At 73.2% G+C, this 15,158-nt stretch carries 13 protein-coding genes and 1 riboswitch; of the genes, 7 read left to right on the top strand and 6 right to left on the bottom strand.

Annotated features, from left to right (window positions below; all coding sequences use genetic code 11):
* Nucleotides 1-58: 58 nt before the first annotated feature.
* Nucleotides 59-691 carry a TetR/AcrR family transcriptional regulator gene (locus tag ACTWO6_RS11355; protein ID WP_446219590.1) on the bottom strand — a complete coding sequence of 211 codons (633 nt, stop codon included), beginning with the start codon at nt 689-691 and terminating at the stop codon, nt 59-61.
* 164 nt (nt 692-855) lie between these two features.
* On the opposite strand from ACTWO6_RS11355, the gene ACTWO6_RS11350 reads away from it, so the two are divergent.
* The 4 genes from ACTWO6_RS11350 (at nt 856) to ACTWO6_RS11335 (ending at nt 5,950) form a co-directional block, all read left to right on the top strand.
* Entirely contained in the window at nt 856-1,758 is a 903-nt protein-coding gene (locus ACTWO6_RS11350) for an ABC transporter permease (RefSeq protein WP_446219589.1), read from the top strand.
* Nucleotides 1,751-2,548 (top strand): ABC transporter ATP-binding protein, encoded by a 798-nt coding sequence (locus tag ACTWO6_RS11345; protein WP_446219588.1) that lies wholly within the window; start codon nt 1,751-1,753, stop codon nt 2,546-2,548. Before ACTWO6_RS11350 ends, ACTWO6_RS11345 begins: the two co-directional genes overlap by 8 nt.
* A 144-nt stretch (nt 2,549-2,692) precedes the next feature.
* Nucleotides 2,693-4,204, top strand: coding sequence for a D-ribitol-5-phosphate cytidylyltransferase (locus ACTWO6_RS11340; protein WP_446219587.1), 1,512 nt, complete (start codon nt 2,693-2,695; stop codon nt 4,202-4,204).
* 30 nt (nt 4,205-4,234) lie between these two features.
* Complete coding sequence (locus tag ACTWO6_RS11335; protein ID WP_446219586.1) at nt 4,235-5,950, top strand: CDP-glycerol glycerophosphotransferase family protein; 1,716 nt, start codon at nt 4,235-4,237, stop codon at nt 5,948-5,950.
* Nucleotides 5,951-6,058: 108 nt separating this feature from the next.
* Here ACTWO6_RS11335 and ACTWO6_RS11330 read toward each other — a convergent pair whose 3' ends face one another.
* The 5 genes from ACTWO6_RS11330 to ACTWO6_RS11310 form a co-directional block, all read right to left on the bottom strand.
* A complete protein-coding gene (locus ACTWO6_RS11330) occupies nt 6,059-6,811 on the bottom strand; it encodes an alpha/beta fold hydrolase (protein WP_446219585.1) in 753 nt (250 codons plus the stop codon).
* A gap of 122 nt (nt 6,812-6,933) precedes the next feature.
* Nucleotides 6,934-7,755 carry a C39 family peptidase gene (locus ACTWO6_RS11325; protein WP_446219584.1) on the bottom strand — a complete coding sequence of 274 codons (822 nt, stop codon included), beginning with the start codon at nt 7,753-7,755 and terminating at the stop codon, nt 6,934-6,936.
* Between the two features lie 228 nt (nt 7,756-7,983).
* Nucleotides 7,984-8,125, bottom strand: a riboswitch (cyclic di-AMP (ydaO/yuaA leader).
* Between the two features lie 288 nt (nt 8,126-8,413).
* On the bottom strand, nt 8,414-9,202 hold the full coding sequence (locus ACTWO6_RS11320; protein WP_446219583.1) for a hypothetical protein: 789 nt from the start codon (nt 9,200-9,202) through the stop codon (nt 8,414-8,416).
* Nucleotides 9,203-9,356: 154 nt separating this feature from the next.
* Nucleotides 9,357-9,881: a hypothetical protein gene (locus ACTWO6_RS11315; RefSeq protein ID WP_446219582.1), complete on the bottom strand. Its 525-nt coding sequence runs from the start codon at nt 9,879-9,881 to the stop codon at nt 9,357-9,359.
* Between the two features lie 283 nt (nt 9,882-10,164).
* Nucleotides 10,165-11,367 (bottom strand): acyltransferase family protein, encoded by a 1,203-nt coding sequence (locus tag ACTWO6_RS11310; RefSeq protein WP_446219581.1) that lies wholly within the window; start codon nt 11,365-11,367, stop codon nt 10,165-10,167.
* A 308-nt stretch (nt 11,368-11,675) separates the two neighbouring features.
* On the opposite strand from ACTWO6_RS11310, the gene ACTWO6_RS11305 reads away from it, so the two are divergent.
* The 3 genes from ACTWO6_RS11305 (at nt 11,676) to ACTWO6_RS11295 (ending at nt 15,113) form a co-directional block, all read left to right on the top strand.
* Nucleotides 11,676-13,001 carry a polysaccharide pyruvyl transferase family protein gene (locus ACTWO6_RS11305; RefSeq protein ID WP_446220627.1) on the top strand — a complete coding sequence of 442 codons (1,326 nt, stop codon included), beginning with the start codon at nt 11,676-11,678 and terminating at the stop codon, nt 12,999-13,001.
* A gap of 40 nt (nt 13,002-13,041) precedes the next feature.
* Nucleotides 13,042-13,677 carry an alpha-ketoglutarate-dependent dioxygenase AlkB gene (locus tag ACTWO6_RS11300; protein ID WP_446219580.1) on the top strand — a complete coding sequence of 212 codons (636 nt, stop codon included), beginning with the start codon at nt 13,042-13,044 and terminating at the stop codon, nt 13,675-13,677.
* Nucleotides 13,678-13,769: 92 nt separating this feature from the next.
* The gene (locus ACTWO6_RS11295) at nt 13,770-15,113 is read left to right on the top strand and encodes a uracil-xanthine permease family protein (RefSeq protein ID WP_446219579.1); all 1,344 of its coding nucleotides are present in this window, start codon (nt 13,770-13,772) and stop codon (nt 15,111-15,113) included.
* Nucleotides 15,114-15,158 lie beyond the last annotated feature (45 nt).

The raw sequence follows: 15,158 nt of genomic DNA, 5'->3' as shown, positions 1-15,158 counted from the left end.
GGTTGCGTTCTGCTGTTCATGATTGACGAGTCATGTCGCGGACGACGCGCAGCGGGGGTCAGATCTCCACCTCGTCGCGGACAGGCCCCACGCATGCTACCTGGAGCGCCGCGACGATCGCGGTCGCCATTCGCGGCACCTCCTCGATCGGCAGCGGCGCCCGGGCGATGGCCAGCCGCCAGTAGACCGGCCCGACGATCAGATCGACCGCCGCGCGCGGGTCGGTGTCGGCGGAAAGCTCCCCGCGCTCGACGGCCCGGCCGATCAGGATCCGGCCGATCGCCTGCTGGTAGTCGTCGAGCGCCTGCTGGAGCTTCTCGGCGATCTGCGGGTTGCGGGCGGCCTCGGCGAGCAGGTCCGGGATGATCTGTGAGGCCATCCGGTGACGCAGCGCACGGGCCATCACGTGCAGCAGGATCTCCAGGTCGCCCAGCAGGCTGCCGGTGTCGAGCAGGGGCAGGTTGCGCCCGGCCACGGCGGAGACCATGTCCAGCACCAGGTCGAGTTTCGAACGCCACCGACGATAGATCGCCGTCTTGCTCACGCCGGCCCGGCGGGCCACCGCCTCGATGGAGAGGCGGCCGTAGCCGACCTCCGCCAGCTCCTGCATGACGGCAGCGCGGATGGCCGTGGTGATCTCGCCGCGCAGCACCGCCGCACCGGCCGGCACACGCCTCTTCTCGGTCGTCACGTGGGACAATGTAGCGCAACGACGGTACGGTTGCGTCCCGACGTGTTTTGGACTACCTTCCACGCAGCGGTGAGGCGGCCCCGACCATGAAGTGGCCACACTTGACCCCATCCTCGCGCCGCATTCCATCCTCCCGTCGGTACGAAAGATCGGAGCGCCAGACAATGGCCGACACCGCGGTGGCGGACCCCTATGCCGGATTGACCAGGGCGCAACTCGCCCAGCGGTACGGTCTTCGGGTCGCTGGGGAGCGCCCCTCCCTGCCCGAGTACGCCCGCCAGCTGTGGGGGTACCGGCACTTCATGACCGCGTACTCGAACGCGAAGGTCGCCTCCTCGTTCAGCACCACGCAGCTCGGCCAGATCTGGCAGGTGCTCACCCCACTGACCAACGCGGCGGTCTACTACCTGATCTTCGGCGTCATCCTGTCTCAGCACCGGAACGTGCCGAACTTCATCGCGTACCTCTGCACGGGCGTGTTCATCTTCACCTTCACGCAGAGCGCGGTGCTCAACGGCACCAGCTCGATCACCAGCAACCTGGGACTGATCCGCGCCCTCCAGTTCCCGCGGGCGGCCCTCCCGATCACCACCACGCTGATCCAGCTCCAGCAGCTGCTGATGTCGATGATCGTCCTGGGTGGGATCATCCTGGTCACCGGGGAACCGCTGACCATCAAGTGGCTGCTGGTCGCTCCCTCACTGGTCCTGCAGTCGATCTTCAACGTCGGGATCACCATGATCATGGCCCGGCTCGGCTCGAAGATCACCGACCTGAAGCAGGTCATGCCGTTCGTCCTGCGGACCTGGATGTACGGCTCCGGCGTGCTCTACAGCGTCACGCTGTTCCGGCAGCACCTGCCGGGGTGGGCGGCGACCCTGCTCGAGTCCAACCCGGTCCTGGTCTACATCGAGCTGGCCCGTTATTCACTGCTGGAGTCGTCGCAGGCCCACCTGTCCTCATCGCCGACCCGGCTCTGGGTGCTCGGCGTCGGCTGGGCGGTGCTCTTCGGTATCGGCGGGTTCATCTACTTCTGGCGCGGAGAAGAGGAGTACGGCCGTGGCTGACCAGAGCCAGGCGGCGGGCATCGCCGTCGCGGCGCACCAGGGACGCATCCCCACCGTCATCGTGGACGACGTCCATGTGATCTACCGGATCCACAAGGGCGCCACCGGCGGCACCAGCCCGGTTTCCGCCCTCAAGCGCATCGTGTCCCGCACCAACGCGCCGACCATCCGTGAGGTGCACGCGGTCAAGGGGGTCAGCTTCACCGCGTACCAGGGTGAGGCGATCGGCCTGATCGGCAGCAACGGCTCTGGCAAGTCCACCCTGCTGCGGGCCATCGCCGGCCTGCTCCCGACGAACCGGGGCGCGGTCTACACGATGGGCCAGCCCTCGCTGCTCGGCGTGAACGCGGCCCTGCTCAACGACCTTTCCGGGGAGCGGAACGTGGTGCTCGGCTGCCTGGCCATGGGGATGGACCCGGAGGAGGTCAAGCGGGTCACCCCGGAGATCATCGAGTTCTCCGGGATCAACGAGCGGGGTGACTTCGCCTCGCTGCCGATGCGGACCTACTCCTCCGGCATGGGCGCCCGGCTGCGCTTCGCGATCTCCTCCGCCAAGAAGCACGACGTGCTGCTGATCGACGAGGCGCTGGCCACCGGTGACCGGAAGTTCCGGGTGCGCAGCGAGGAGCGGGTCCGGGAGCTGCGCGACAGCGCCGGCACGGTCTTCCTGGTCAGCCACTCGATCAGCTCGATCCGGGACACCTGCGAGCGGACCATCTGGCTGGAGGGCGGGATCCTGAAGATGGACGGCCCGACCGACGAGGTCTGCGCAGCGTACGAGAAGAACTGACCGTCGGGGGCGCACCGACCCGGGCCTGCCGGGTCGGTGCGCCCCTCGTCCGCGTTAAGGTTTTCTGGGCGCAGGCCAAAGTTCATCACCCGGTCATAGAGGTGTAAAAATCCCACCAACCCGCGCAGAAGTGAGGAACGGCAAATGACGCAGGACCACTCCACCGCCCCGGACGCCGCGCCGGCGAGCCCGGCACCCTGGCGCCCCTCGCGGACGGTGGCCGTGATCCTCGCCGGGGGGACCGGGACCCGCCTGGGGCTGGGCATCCCGAAGCAGCTGCTGAAGATCGCCGGCAAGCCGATCATCGAGCACACGCTGGCCGTCTTCGAGGCCGCGCCGGAGATCGACGAGATCATCGTGCTGATGGCCACCGGCCACGTCGCCGATGCTGAGCGGATCGTCGCCAACGCCGGGTTCCGCAAGGTCAGCCAGGTGATCGAGGGTGGCGACACCCGCAACGCCACCACCCGCATCGCGCTCGACGCGGTCGGCGAGGGCGACGTCAACATCCTCTTCCACGACGCGGTGCGGCCGCTGGTCAGCGCCCGGATCGTGCGGGAGTGCGTGAACGCGCTCTGGAGCTACTCCGCGGTCGACGTGGCCATCCCCTCGGCCGACACGATCATCCAGGTCGACGAGGACGACTGCATCACCGACATCCCGGTCCGCGCCACCCTGCGCCGCGGGCAGACCCCGCAGGCGTTCCGCTCCGGCACCATCCGGGAGGCGTACCGCCGGGCCGAGGGCGACCCCGACTTCGCCGCCACCGACGACTGCGGCGTGGTGCTGCGCTACCTGCCCGGCACGCCGATCAAGGTGATCGACGGCTCGGACGAGAACATCAAGGTCACCCACCCGGTCGACGTGCACCTGGCGGACAAGCTCTTCCAGCTCGCCGCCGCACAGGCGCCCCGGCTGACCGACCACCGCAGCTACACCGAGGAGCTGACCGGCCGGACCATCGTGGTCTTCGGCGGCAGCTACGGCATCGGCCACGACCTCGCCGAGCTGGCCCGCCGCTACGGCGCCCAGGTCTTCCCGTTCAGCCGCTCCACCACCGGCACCCACGTCGAGCGGGCCGAGGACGTGGCGGCCGCGCTGAAGACCGCCTTCGAGGCCACCGGCAGGATCGACCACGTGGTGGTCACCGCCGGGATCCTGGAGAAGGGCGCCCTCGCCGAGATGGACGAGGAGACGATGGACCGCCTCCTGCACGTCAACTTCGTCGGCCCGGTCACCATCGCCCGGCAGTCGCTGCCGTACCTTCAGCAGACCAAGGGTCAGCTGCTGCTCTACACCTCCAGCTCGTACACCCGGGGCCGGGCCCGGTACGCGCTCTACTCGGCCACCAAGGCCGCCCTGGTCAACCTGACCCAGGCGCTCGCCGACGAGTGGGCGGAGTTCGGCGTACGGGTTAACTGCGTCAACCCGGAGCGCACCGCGACCCCGATGCGCACCAAGGCGTTCGGCGAGGAGCCGGAGCACACCCTGCTCTCCTCCGAGGCGGTCGCCCAGGCGTCGCTGGACGTGCTGATCTCCGAGCTGACCGGCCAGGTCATCGACGTCCGGCGGGCGCCCGGCGAGCAGGTCGCGGCGGTGCCCGCCCAGCCGGGCGCGCACCCGTCCGAGCAGCTCCCCGCCGACGTCGACGCCTGACCCACCCGATCCGCGGAACGGACTACCGACATGCGTGGTGACCTGGTCCGGAAGCTGCTCGCCCGGGTGCTGACCACCGGGCTGGCGGTGCTGGCGTTCCTCGTCGTGGCACTCTCCGGGGCGACCCGGTGGGGGCTGGCGATCGCGTTGGCCGCGCTGGCCGCCGCCGCGGTGGAGCGCCGGATCCGGCCGGGCGCCGACGGCGTCGCCGAGTCGGTCCTGGTCGCCGCGGGCATCCTGGTCGGGTACGCCCGCCAGCTCGACGACGGCTTCGACCCGGCGCTGGCCGCCACCGCGCTGCTCCTGCTCGGCCTGGTCCTGCTGGCCGGCCCGCTGCGCACCGCGGGCGCCCTGGAGATCCGCGCCGCGAACCTGCCGGTGCGCACCTGGGCGCCGCTGGTCACGGAGCGGCTCGGCGACGCACTCCTGGCGCTGCTCGGGCTCGTCGCGGTAGCCGCCGGCGCCGCCCTGCCCGCGTGGGTGCCGCTGGTCGCCGCCCTGCTGGTCGGGGCCGGCTGCGCGGCGGTCGGCCTGGACCTCGCCCGACGGCGGTTCCGGCCACCGGCCGGCGGCGGTCCGGTGGGCCGGGCGCTGCGCCGCCACCAGCCCGAGTTCGTGCTCTACTTCTCCGCCCCGCCCGGGTCGGAGTACCAGGTCACCATGTGGCTGCCCTACCTGGAACGGATCGGCCGACCGTTCATGGTGCTGCTGCGCGAGCCGGAGTTCCTGCCGACCGTCGCGGCCGCCACCAGCGCCCCGGTCGTCTTCTGCCCGACGCTGAAGACGATGGACGAGGCGCTGGTGCCCAGCCTGCGGGCGGCGTTCTACGTCAACCACGGCGCGAAGAACAGCCACTGCATCCGCTTCTCCCAGCTCACCCACGTCCAGCTGCACCACGGCGACAGCGACAAGGCCCCCAGCGCCAACCCGGTCTCGGCGATCTTCGACCGGATCTTCGTGGCCGGGCCGGCCGCGATCGACCGGTACGCCCGGGCCGGCGTGGAGATCCCCGCGGAGAAGTTCGTCGTGGTCGGCCGCCCCCAGGTGGAGGCGATCGAGGTACGCCGGGAGCCGGCGCGCGGCCTGGCCGCCCCGACGGTCCTCTACACCCCGACCTGGACCGGGCACCACGCCGACGCCAACTACTGCTCGCTGCCGGTGGCCGAGACGGTGATCCGCCGGCTGCTCGACCGGGGCGCCACGGTGATCCTGCGGGCCCACCCGTACACCTCGCAGGACCCGACCTCGGCGCGGCAGCTCGCCCGGCTGACGGAGCTGCTCGCCGCCGACCAGGCCCGGACGGGCCGGGCGCATCTGTGGGGCGCGGCGGCCGCGCGCGAGCTGACCCTGACCGAGTGCGTCAACCGCTCCGACGCGCTGGTCTCGGACGTCTCCGGGGTCATCTCGGACTACCTCTACTCCGGCAAGCCGTACGCGGTCACGGACATGGGCGTCGACGGCGAGCACTTCGTCGAGCGGTTCCCGCTGGCCGGCTCCGGTTACGTGCTGCGCCGGGACGTGTCCAACGTGGACGAGGTGCTGACGCAGCTGCTCGGCACCGACCCGAAGGCGGCCGACCGCTGGGCCACCCGGAGCCGCTACCTCGGCGACTTCCCGGCCGACTCGTACGCGGAGGCGTTCCTCGACGCCGCCCGCCGGCAGCTCGAGCCGGACTGGAACCCGCCGGCGCCCCGGGCCGCCGACGCCGTCGCCCGGGACGGGTCACCCCTCTCCCCCACGCCCTGACCACTGCGGGGGCAAGGTCGTCGGGCTGGCCGCCGGTGTACAGACGCGCCGCGATGGCGTCGGCGGTCAGGCGCTGCGCGAATGTAACCACCTCGGCCGGACCGCGCATCAGTGGTACGGGTCGAGGAGGGCGAGGACCGCCTCCGGGTCCTCGACGTGGGCGTTGTGCCCGAGGCCGGGCAGGGTGGCCACCGGGACGCCGAACTCCTTGAGCTGGGCATCGGTCACCATCGGATCCTGCTCGCCGCGGGCCAGCAGGACCGGCACGTCGGTCGCCGCGAGCAGGGCCGGCAGCCGCGGCTCCCCCACCCCGAACGCGGCCGGGTCCATCGCCAGCCGCCAGCGGCCGTCCTCCCGGCGCAGTCCGGCGTCGACCACCGGGTGGTCCGGGGCGAAGAGACCGGTGAGGCCGGAGACGCGCAGGTAACGGCGGGCGGCCTCGTCCCGGCTGGCGAACCAGGTGACCGGCCGCTCGGCCAGCTCCCGGGCCCTGTCCAGCTCGGCGGGCGACCAGACCGCCTTGATGCCGAGCCCGACCACCGCGTCGACGGGCAGGCCGAGCTGCCGCGCGGCCAGCGCCAACGCCACCACCCCGCCGAGCGAGTGCCCGAGCACCACCAGCCGGTCCCGCGGCCCCAGCCGGTCGGCGACCGGCGCCAGGCCCGCCACCACCCGCCGGGCCAGGGCCGCGAAGGTGTACGCCGGCAGCGGCGGCGACCAACCGTGCCCGGCCAGGTCGGGGGCGAGCCAACGCCCCGCCCAGCGGCGCTCCAGCAGCGGCGCCCAGGGCAGCCACACCTCGCCGGTGGCGCCCAGGCCGTGCAGCAGCAACAGCTGGCGGGTACCCGTCTCGTCACCCATACGGCGCAGTGTGCCACCGGTCGGACACCACGCGCGAGAGCCCGCAGTGGGCCGTCTGGTCGGGCATACGACGTCGGGCACCGGCTCAGAGAGCCGGTGCCCGACGGGTGACGCGGAGTGGATCAGGCGGAGTAGCCGCGGGTGGCCATCCAGTTCGCCAGGTCGATCGTGGTGACCCAGTACGCCGGCAGCGCCGGGTTCGCCGAGTCGGCGATCCGCACGGTCCGACCGTCGTTCTTGTAGCCGACCACCGCGATGTAGTGGCCGCCCGGGTAGGAGTGCCAGCCGCCGTCGGTGTCGGTGGCGTCGCCCGCGACGTTGGCGACGACGCCCCGCCCGTCGGTGATCGCCTTGACCACGTCGGCCTGCAGCTGGTCCATCTGCGCGGGGGTGGCCGCGCCCGGGATCATGTGGGTCCGGTACGGGTTGCCCTTGACCATCTGGTTCAGACCTCGGGTGGTGTCCTCGGCCGAGTTGGTGCCCATCTCGGTGGTGCCGAGCGGGCCGGCCAGCGCGTCCTGGGTCGTCTCGATGCCCGTCGCGCTGAGCGCGTTCCGGACCGCGGCCGGGCCGCAGTTGTAGTAGTAGATCTGCGCCTCGTAGTTGTAGTCCAGGACCTTGGTCGACGGCGGCTTCGGCGCCGCCTTGCGGGTCAGGTCCGGGTCCGGCTTCGCCGAGGTCGCCGTCGGCGACGGCTTGGGGCTGGGCGACGTCGACGGGACGGCGGCAATCCGCTCCTGGTTGCGGGTCGCCACGTCGCCGAGGCGCGGGGCCAGCTCCGCGGCGACGGCGGTGGCCTCCTGGCGGACGGGCGCGTCGCCGGTGTTGGCGAGCAGGGCGCCGGTGCCGGAGGCCAGGACGAGCGCGGCGGCGGAGCCGGCGACGATCTGGTACGGGCGCTCGGTGGCGAGGCGCCGCAACTGCCGCTTCAGGGTGTGCTTCACGTTTGGTCCTCCACGGGGGCGGGAGCGGCGCACGCCGGCCCGACGCGCGGAGGAACTCACGCGCGACGAGACATCTTGGGCGGTACGGCCGCGGGGCAGGGGAGCCCGGTCAACCGGGCGGCAGGGCGGATGCCCGAATCAGCTCGCCGGTCAGGCGAGCGACGGCACCGCGGCGCCGTGGAGGCGGGGGGACGAACGAGAGCTGGGATCGGGTTCCACGAGGATGGAAACTCCTTCCGACACCGCCTACCGGGTTAGCTGACGGATTCGGGCGGGAAGATCGCCCTACCGCGGGCCGTGGCTCGCGGATTCACCCCGGACGTGCACTGGGTCCCCGGTTCGTGAGATCACGATTGAGCGGGTCGGCGCGGCGTCGCCTCTTGCGATCGGAAACCGCACCGGACGCGCCGACACTACCGGTGGGTACCCGCCCTGCCAAGCGCCCCTCACCTGCTTAAACCTCGGTCACCATTACTCTGACCGGAACAGCCCGTCACTGACGTTACTCAATGGGACGAGCAGTTATGACGGAACCGTCGGGCGACAATCGGACATCGGGTGGCGAGCGACCGAAAATTGCGGTGCTCGATCACCCCGACTGACCCCGATGACCGTTTCCCGATTCGCGTGACCAGGCTCACCAAATTCAGGTCACAATTCAGCCAACCCGCGCCGGGCGCCAGCGCGCCGGGCGGGCCGGGGCGGCGCCGGCCGCCACCGGGGCGAGGGCCTGGGTCACCGCCTCCGCGCGGCGTACCGGCACCGGGCCGGGGCGCAGCGCCGCCGCGGCGGCGTACGCCTCCACGGCCAGCGCCCGGGCCGCCTCGGCGGCCAGCTCCGCGTCCCGCCAGGCCCGCTGCTCCCGCTCGGCCGCCGCACGGTAGCCGGCCAGCCGGCCGTCCCGCACCACCCGGGCGAGGACGATCTCCTGCTCCGCCGGGTGCCGGCGCGGGTCCCACCCGTTCCGGTGCGCGAGGACGTCGGCGAGCTGCCGCGCCGACAGCTCACCCCGCCAGTGCGCCGCCATCGCGGCGTGCCGCAGCCACCGCTCCCGGGCGGCGTACTCCGCGGGGGTCCGCGGGGTACGCGGCGCGGGCAGCACGGCGGCGCCGGCGAGCCGACGGGCGGCGCTCTCCGCCTCGTCGTACGCCCGCCAGGCCCGGTCGACCTCGTCCTGGGCGCGCAGCCACCGCTCCCGCCGTCGACGCGCGGTCTGCGCGGCCCCGGCGGCGGCCACCGCCACCTCGTCGGCGTACCGGCACAGATCGGCGAGGCGGGCCGCCTCCTCGGCGGCCGGGTCGGGGACCGGCGCGGCGTCCGACGGGATCTCCCGCTCCGGGCGGGCGACCAGCACGGCGAGCACGGCCAGGGCGAGCAGGAGCAGGGCCGACCAGATGGCGGCGGCCTGCGGAACCTCGATCAGGAACTGGTAGAGAACTGTCTGCATTGTCGGCACCTCACGGGAGCGATGTGGCGGAGGAGAGGTCCGCACGCCCCGGCGCGGGGGGGCGCGACCGGAACGGGCGCCACCGGGCCGCCGTCGGGCGGGGTGCGGGGGTGAGGTTCGGTGGAGAGCGGCTGCGGGCGCGGCCCGCGGGCGGTCAGCGGATGGGCGGGGCCCGCGAGCCGAGGGCCGCCGGGACGGTCCCGCCCGGGGCGTGGTCCGCGGAGGCCGCGACGATCACGGCCCGCGGAGCCGCCAGCGGGGAGCCGACGCCGACCGGCGGGGCCTGCTGACCCGTCCCGGCCACGAGGTCGCCGCCGGCCGCGCCGACCGACGCCCGCGCGCCGCGCCCCCGGTCGGCGGTGGTCGCTCCCGGCAGCACGCGGCCCGGGTCGAGTGCGGCTGCGCCGATCAGGGCGCGGCCTGCGGCCTCGGGGCGGTCACCGGGCTCGGGAACGGCCCGGGCCCCGACGCGGAGGGCCGGTGGGGCCGCCGACCGGGAGGCTTCCGGGGCGGCGGGGGTGAACTCCTCGACCGGGGCCGCCTGGGCGGCGGCGGCCGCCCCGACGGGCAGGGTGGCGGCGCCGAGCGAGCAGGCGACCACGACAGCGAGACTGGCCAGCATGCGGGCGGTCCAGCGCGCCACCCACCACATGGGACAGGTGAGCGCGACCGGGAGCACGGTGCCACGCTACCGCCGACGGCGCCCCGCCGCACCGCCGCCGGGCGTGTCGCCGCCCACCGGATCGCGACACTGACCAGGGTGGACACCGCGCGGCGACGCACCCACGCCAGCACCACGACGGCGCCCGGCGAGCTGGTGACGAAGACGCGTCACCCGGCGCCTCGCCCGCCGGACCCGCCACGCCTCCACAGCGTCGGGACGTGGAGCCGGTTCGGACACCGCCACGTCGGCGACGTGGAGACGGTCATGAGCCGGGATCGGCCCGGGCGTCGCGCTCGGCTCAGGCCGGGTCGCGCCGCCCGGCGTACTCGATCGGCCTGGCCTGCCCGGTGCGGGCGGCGGCGGGTCCGACCTGGGCCGGCACGGCGGCGGCCGGGGCGGTCCGCGCGCGGGCCCGGCGCGGCGGCCCGAGCCGGCGCATCATCGGCGTCTCGACGTACCGGTGCAGGGCGCCGGCGAGCACCAGGTTCACCAGCAGGAAGCCGAGCACGGCGAGCGGGCCCCACCAGCCGCGAAGCCCGACACCCCAGTGGCCGGTCAGCCGCAGCACGGTGACCATCACGAAGACGTGCACCAGGTAGAAGGCGAAGGAGACCTCACCGAGCCAGACCATCGGCCGGGACCGCCACGGGGTCCGCCGGCCGCGCAGGTCCGCGTCGGCCGCGGCCGTGATGACCAGCAGGTACGCCACGGCAAGCAGACCCGCCCAGAGCTCCGCCCGGATCCACTGCGCGGCGACCGCCCAGGTGGCCACGAAGAGCAGGCTGGCGGCGGTCAGGCCCGGCCCCCGCCAGCGCCCCCGGCGCATCAGCTCGGCCGCGGCCACGCCCATCCAGAACTCCAGGGACCGCACCAGCGGGAAGACCTGGGTGAACCACCACCGGCTCTCCTCGGGCAGCAGGCGCTGCCCGGGCCAGAGCGCGACGATCAGCAGCGGCGCGGCGACCACCACCGCCCACAGGGCGGCGGGGCGCAGGCGGCGCAGCACCGGCAGCACGAACGGCAGGCAGAGGTAGAAGAAGAGCTCGCAGGAGAGCGACCAGCTGACCGTGTTGACGCTGTAGAAGTAGCCGGGGGTGGGGTTCCAGGCCTGCAGCAGGGCCAGGTTGCCGAGCGCCGCCCAGACGCTGACCGGGTCGGCGGACCAGAGCCCGACGAGCAGCACCACCCCGAACATCAGCAGATGGTTCGGGTAGATCTTGGCGAGCCGGCGGCGCAGGAAGGTCCGGCGGCGCTCGCCGTCCCGGTACGACCAGACCAGCACGAATCCACTGAGGATGAAGAAGAACTCCACGCCGGAGAGGCCGAGGGCGAACAGCCGGTCGACGACCGCCTGGTAGTCCGGCTCGGCCACGACCCGCATGGTGCCGACGTGGAAGCCGAAGACCAGCAGCGCGGCGACCCAGCGCAGCCCGGTCAGGGACGGCAACCGGCCGGCGACTGCGGGAGCCGGGGTGGCGGCGGTGGTCGGGGCGCCGGTCATGCGGGAGAACCGACCGTCACCAGGTTCACCAGCACGCGCGTCTCCTCCTCGGCGGGGTCGTCGACGGGCGGACCACCGGGACCACCCACGACGGCGCCCAGGGGTCGACGCCGCCGCCGGGCACCCTACCGGTTGGTACCTCCGACCGCCGCCGGGCCGACGTGGCGCTCGGCACGCGGGGCGCCGGACGCGCGTGAAGGTGGCATAGGATTTCGGCTCCTGCACGGAACGGGGCCGTGTTCCGGACGGTCGCGCCGCTTCGGTCCCGCTGGGCGCCGTGGCGCCAGGGACGAGAGGTGGACTCCCCGATGCACCAGCGGATCCTGATGCGCGCCCGCAAGGGCCCGTTCGACGTCCTCACCCCCGAGGAGACGTTCGAGCGGAACTGGATCGGCGACAACAGCGGCAACCTGGTCTTCAGCCACGCCGCCCACAAGCTGCTGGCCACCTCGACGGCGGAGATCACCGCGTCCCAGTTCCGGGCCAGCCCGAAGGACGCCGCCGAGATCAACGAGAAGTACGACGTCTTCGTGATCCCGCTGGCCAACGCGTTCCGGCGCAGCTACGCGCACCGGCTGGCGCCGATGACCCGGCTGATCGAGCGGCTGAAGATCCCGGTGGTGGTGCTCGGCGTCGGCGTGCAGACGGACGTCGACGGCAACCGGGAGTACCTCCGCCCGATCGACGAGCCGGTGCGCGCCTTCTGCCGGGCGGTGCTCGACCGCTCGCACAGCATCGGCGTACGGGGCGAGATCACCGAGGACTACCTGCGCACCCTGGGCTTCTCGGCGGTCGAGCAGATCGGCTGCCCGTCGATGTTCCTGCACGGCGACAACTTCAGGATCGAGAAGGCCAAGCCGACGCTCGGGCCCGCGGACCGGATCGCCCTCACCATCTCGCCGTACGTCTCCTCGATGGCCGGGATCGTCACCGGCCACCACCAGCGCTACCCCAACCTCCGCTACCTGCCGCAGGACCTGAAGACGCTCGGCACCCTGCTCTACGGGGACGCCCCCGAGCACCGGGGCAAGCGCAGCGACATCCCGCTGCACACCTCGCACCCGCTCTTCGTCGAGGACAAGGTGCGGATGTTCGTGGACCCGTGGACCTGGATGGAGTACCTCTCCGGGTTCGACTTCGCCTTCGGCACCCGGATCCACGGCACCATCACCGCGCTGGTCTCCGGCACCCCCGGGTACCTCTTCGCGCACGACTCCCGCACCCTGGAACTGGCCCGCTACTTCGGCATCCCGCACCGGGCGATGCGCGACGTCCCCGCCGACGTCGACGCGGCCCAGCTCTACGAGGAGGCCGACTACACCGCGCTCAACGACGGCCACAAGGCCCGCTTCGAGGCGATCACCGGGTTCCTCGCCCGGCACGACCTGGGCCACTCGTTCGCCGACGGGGACAGCGCCGCGCGCTTCGACCGGCGGGTCCGCGAGACCACGTTCCCGCCGGCGGTGCGGCCGGCCACGGCGACCGCCCCGGCGGACCTGCTGACCCGGATCCAGTGGCTGCGCGACCAGAACCGGACGCTGCGGGAGACCGTCGAGACCCACCGCGCCCAGCAGCTGCGCGAGCGGCTGCGCCAGGCGGTCGGCGGCCCGGTCCGCCGGATGCTGCGCCGCTGACCGTCGTACGCCTGTTCGAAATGTTGGTAGGATCGGCGTCGTGTCCGACGTCGCCTACCAGCCCTCGATGCTGGACTTCGCCGAGCAGGGCGCCAGCCTGGGCCCGCTGGCCGGCCGGCTGCGCCGGCACGAGCTGAGCCGGGGCGCCTGGGTCGACCACCTGCCCGGCTGGGTGCGGGGCTCCGACACGGTGCTCGACACCCTGCTGCACGAGGTGCCCTGGCGGGCCGAACGCCGCACCATGTACGACGCCGAGGTCGACGTCCCCCGCCTGCTCTGCTGGTACGCCGCCGGCCGGCCGCTGCCCCACGCCGTGCTGACCGAGGCGCGGGAGGCGCTGACCCGGCACTACGCGCCCGAGCTGGGCGAGCCGTTCGTCACCGCCGGGATGTGCCTGTACCGCAGCGGACGGGACAGCGTCGCCTGGCACGGGGACACCATGGGCCGCTCCGCGCACACCGACACGATGGTCGCCATCGTCTCGTTCGGCTCGCCGCGTCCGCTGCTGCTGCGCCCCCGGGGCGGCGGGGCCAGCCTGCGCTTCCCGCTCGGTCACGGCGACCTGGTGGTGATGGGCGGCTCCTGCCAGCGCACCTGGGAGCACGCCATCCCCAAGACCACCCGCCCGGTCGGGCCCCGGGTCAGCGTCCAGTTCCGCCCCACCGGCGTCGCCTGACCGGCCGGTACCGGGCGGCGCTTGGGGTCGTGCTAGAAACAACTCTCAGGGTCGATCACGCCCCCGTCACCTGACGACGCGAAGGGCGCACCATGACCCAGTCCCCCACCGCACCGCGGCCCCGTCGGTCCCCGTGGAGCCTGCACGGCGACGGCCGGTCCATCCGACCGGGGGACGTCGTCCACCCCGGCGAACGGCTCTCCTGGCCCCGTACGGTGGGGGTCGGCGTGCAGCACGTGGTCGCGATGTTCGGCGCCACCTTCACCGTGCCGCTGATCACCGGCTTCCCGCCGGCCACCACGCTCTTCTTCTCCGGGATCGGCACGCTGCTCTTCCTGCTGATCACCGGCAACCGGCTGCCGTCGTACCTCGGCTCGTCGTTCGCCTTCATCGCGCCGGTGCTGGCCGCGAAGGCCGGCGGCGACATCGGTCCGGCGCTCGGCGGCATCGTGGTGGCCGGCGCGGCGCTGGCGCTGGTCGGCGTGGTGGTGCAGCTCGCCGGGGCCCGGTGGATCGACGCGCTGATGCCGCCGGTGGTCACCGGCGCGATCGTCGCGCTGATCGGGCTCAACCTCGCGCCGGTCGCCTGGGACGGCGGCGGCAACGGCGGGGTGAAGGCGCAGCCGCTGATCGCGGTGGTCACCCTGGTCGCGATCCTGCTCGCCACGGTGCTGTTCCGGGGCTTCCTGGCCCGGCTCTCCATCCTGCTCGGCGTGGTGGTCGGCTGGGCGCTCGCCGCCGTCCTCGGCGAGCTGGACCCGAAGGCGGTGACCGGGCTGAAGGAGGCCGCCTGGCTGGGGCTGCCCGAGTTCCACGGGCCCAGCTTCAGCCTGCGGGCGGTGGTGCTGGTGATCCCGGTGATCCTGGTGCTGATCGCGGAGAACGCCGGGCACGTCAAGGCGGTGGCCGCGATGACCGGCCGCAACCTGGACCGGGACATGGGCCGGGCGTTCCTCGGCGACGGCATCGCCACCGTGCTGGCCGGCTCGGGTGGCGGCTCCGGCACCACCACGTACGCGGAGAACATCGGGGTGATGGCGGCGACCCGGGTCTACTCGACGGCGGCGTACTGGGTGGCCGGGGTGGCGGCGGTGCTGCTCGGGCTCAGCCCGAAGTTCGGCGCGCTGATCCTCACCGTGCCGGCCGGCGTGCTGGGCGGGGCCACCACGGCGCTGTACGGCCTGATCGCCGTCCTCGGCGCCCGGATCTGGATCGAGAACCGGGTCGACTTCCACGACCCGGTCAATCTGATGACCGCCGCCGTGGCGCTGATCATCGGCGCCGCGAACTACACCCTGACGGCCGGCGACCTCTCCTTCAGCGGCATCGCCCTGGGCACCGCCGCCGCCCTGGTGATCTACCACGGCATGCGGCTGATCGCCCACCTCCGCGGCACCACCCCCGACTCCCGCCGAGGCCCCGAGCCCGAACTCTGACCCACGCCTCCCTCCCTCGCCGGTAGGAAACGCGCCCCGGACCGG

Source organism: Micromonospora sp. IBHARD004 (assembly GCF_052814115.1).
Note: the sequence above shows the minus strand (reverse complement) of the source record. Positions and strands in the feature narration are given on the sequence as shown.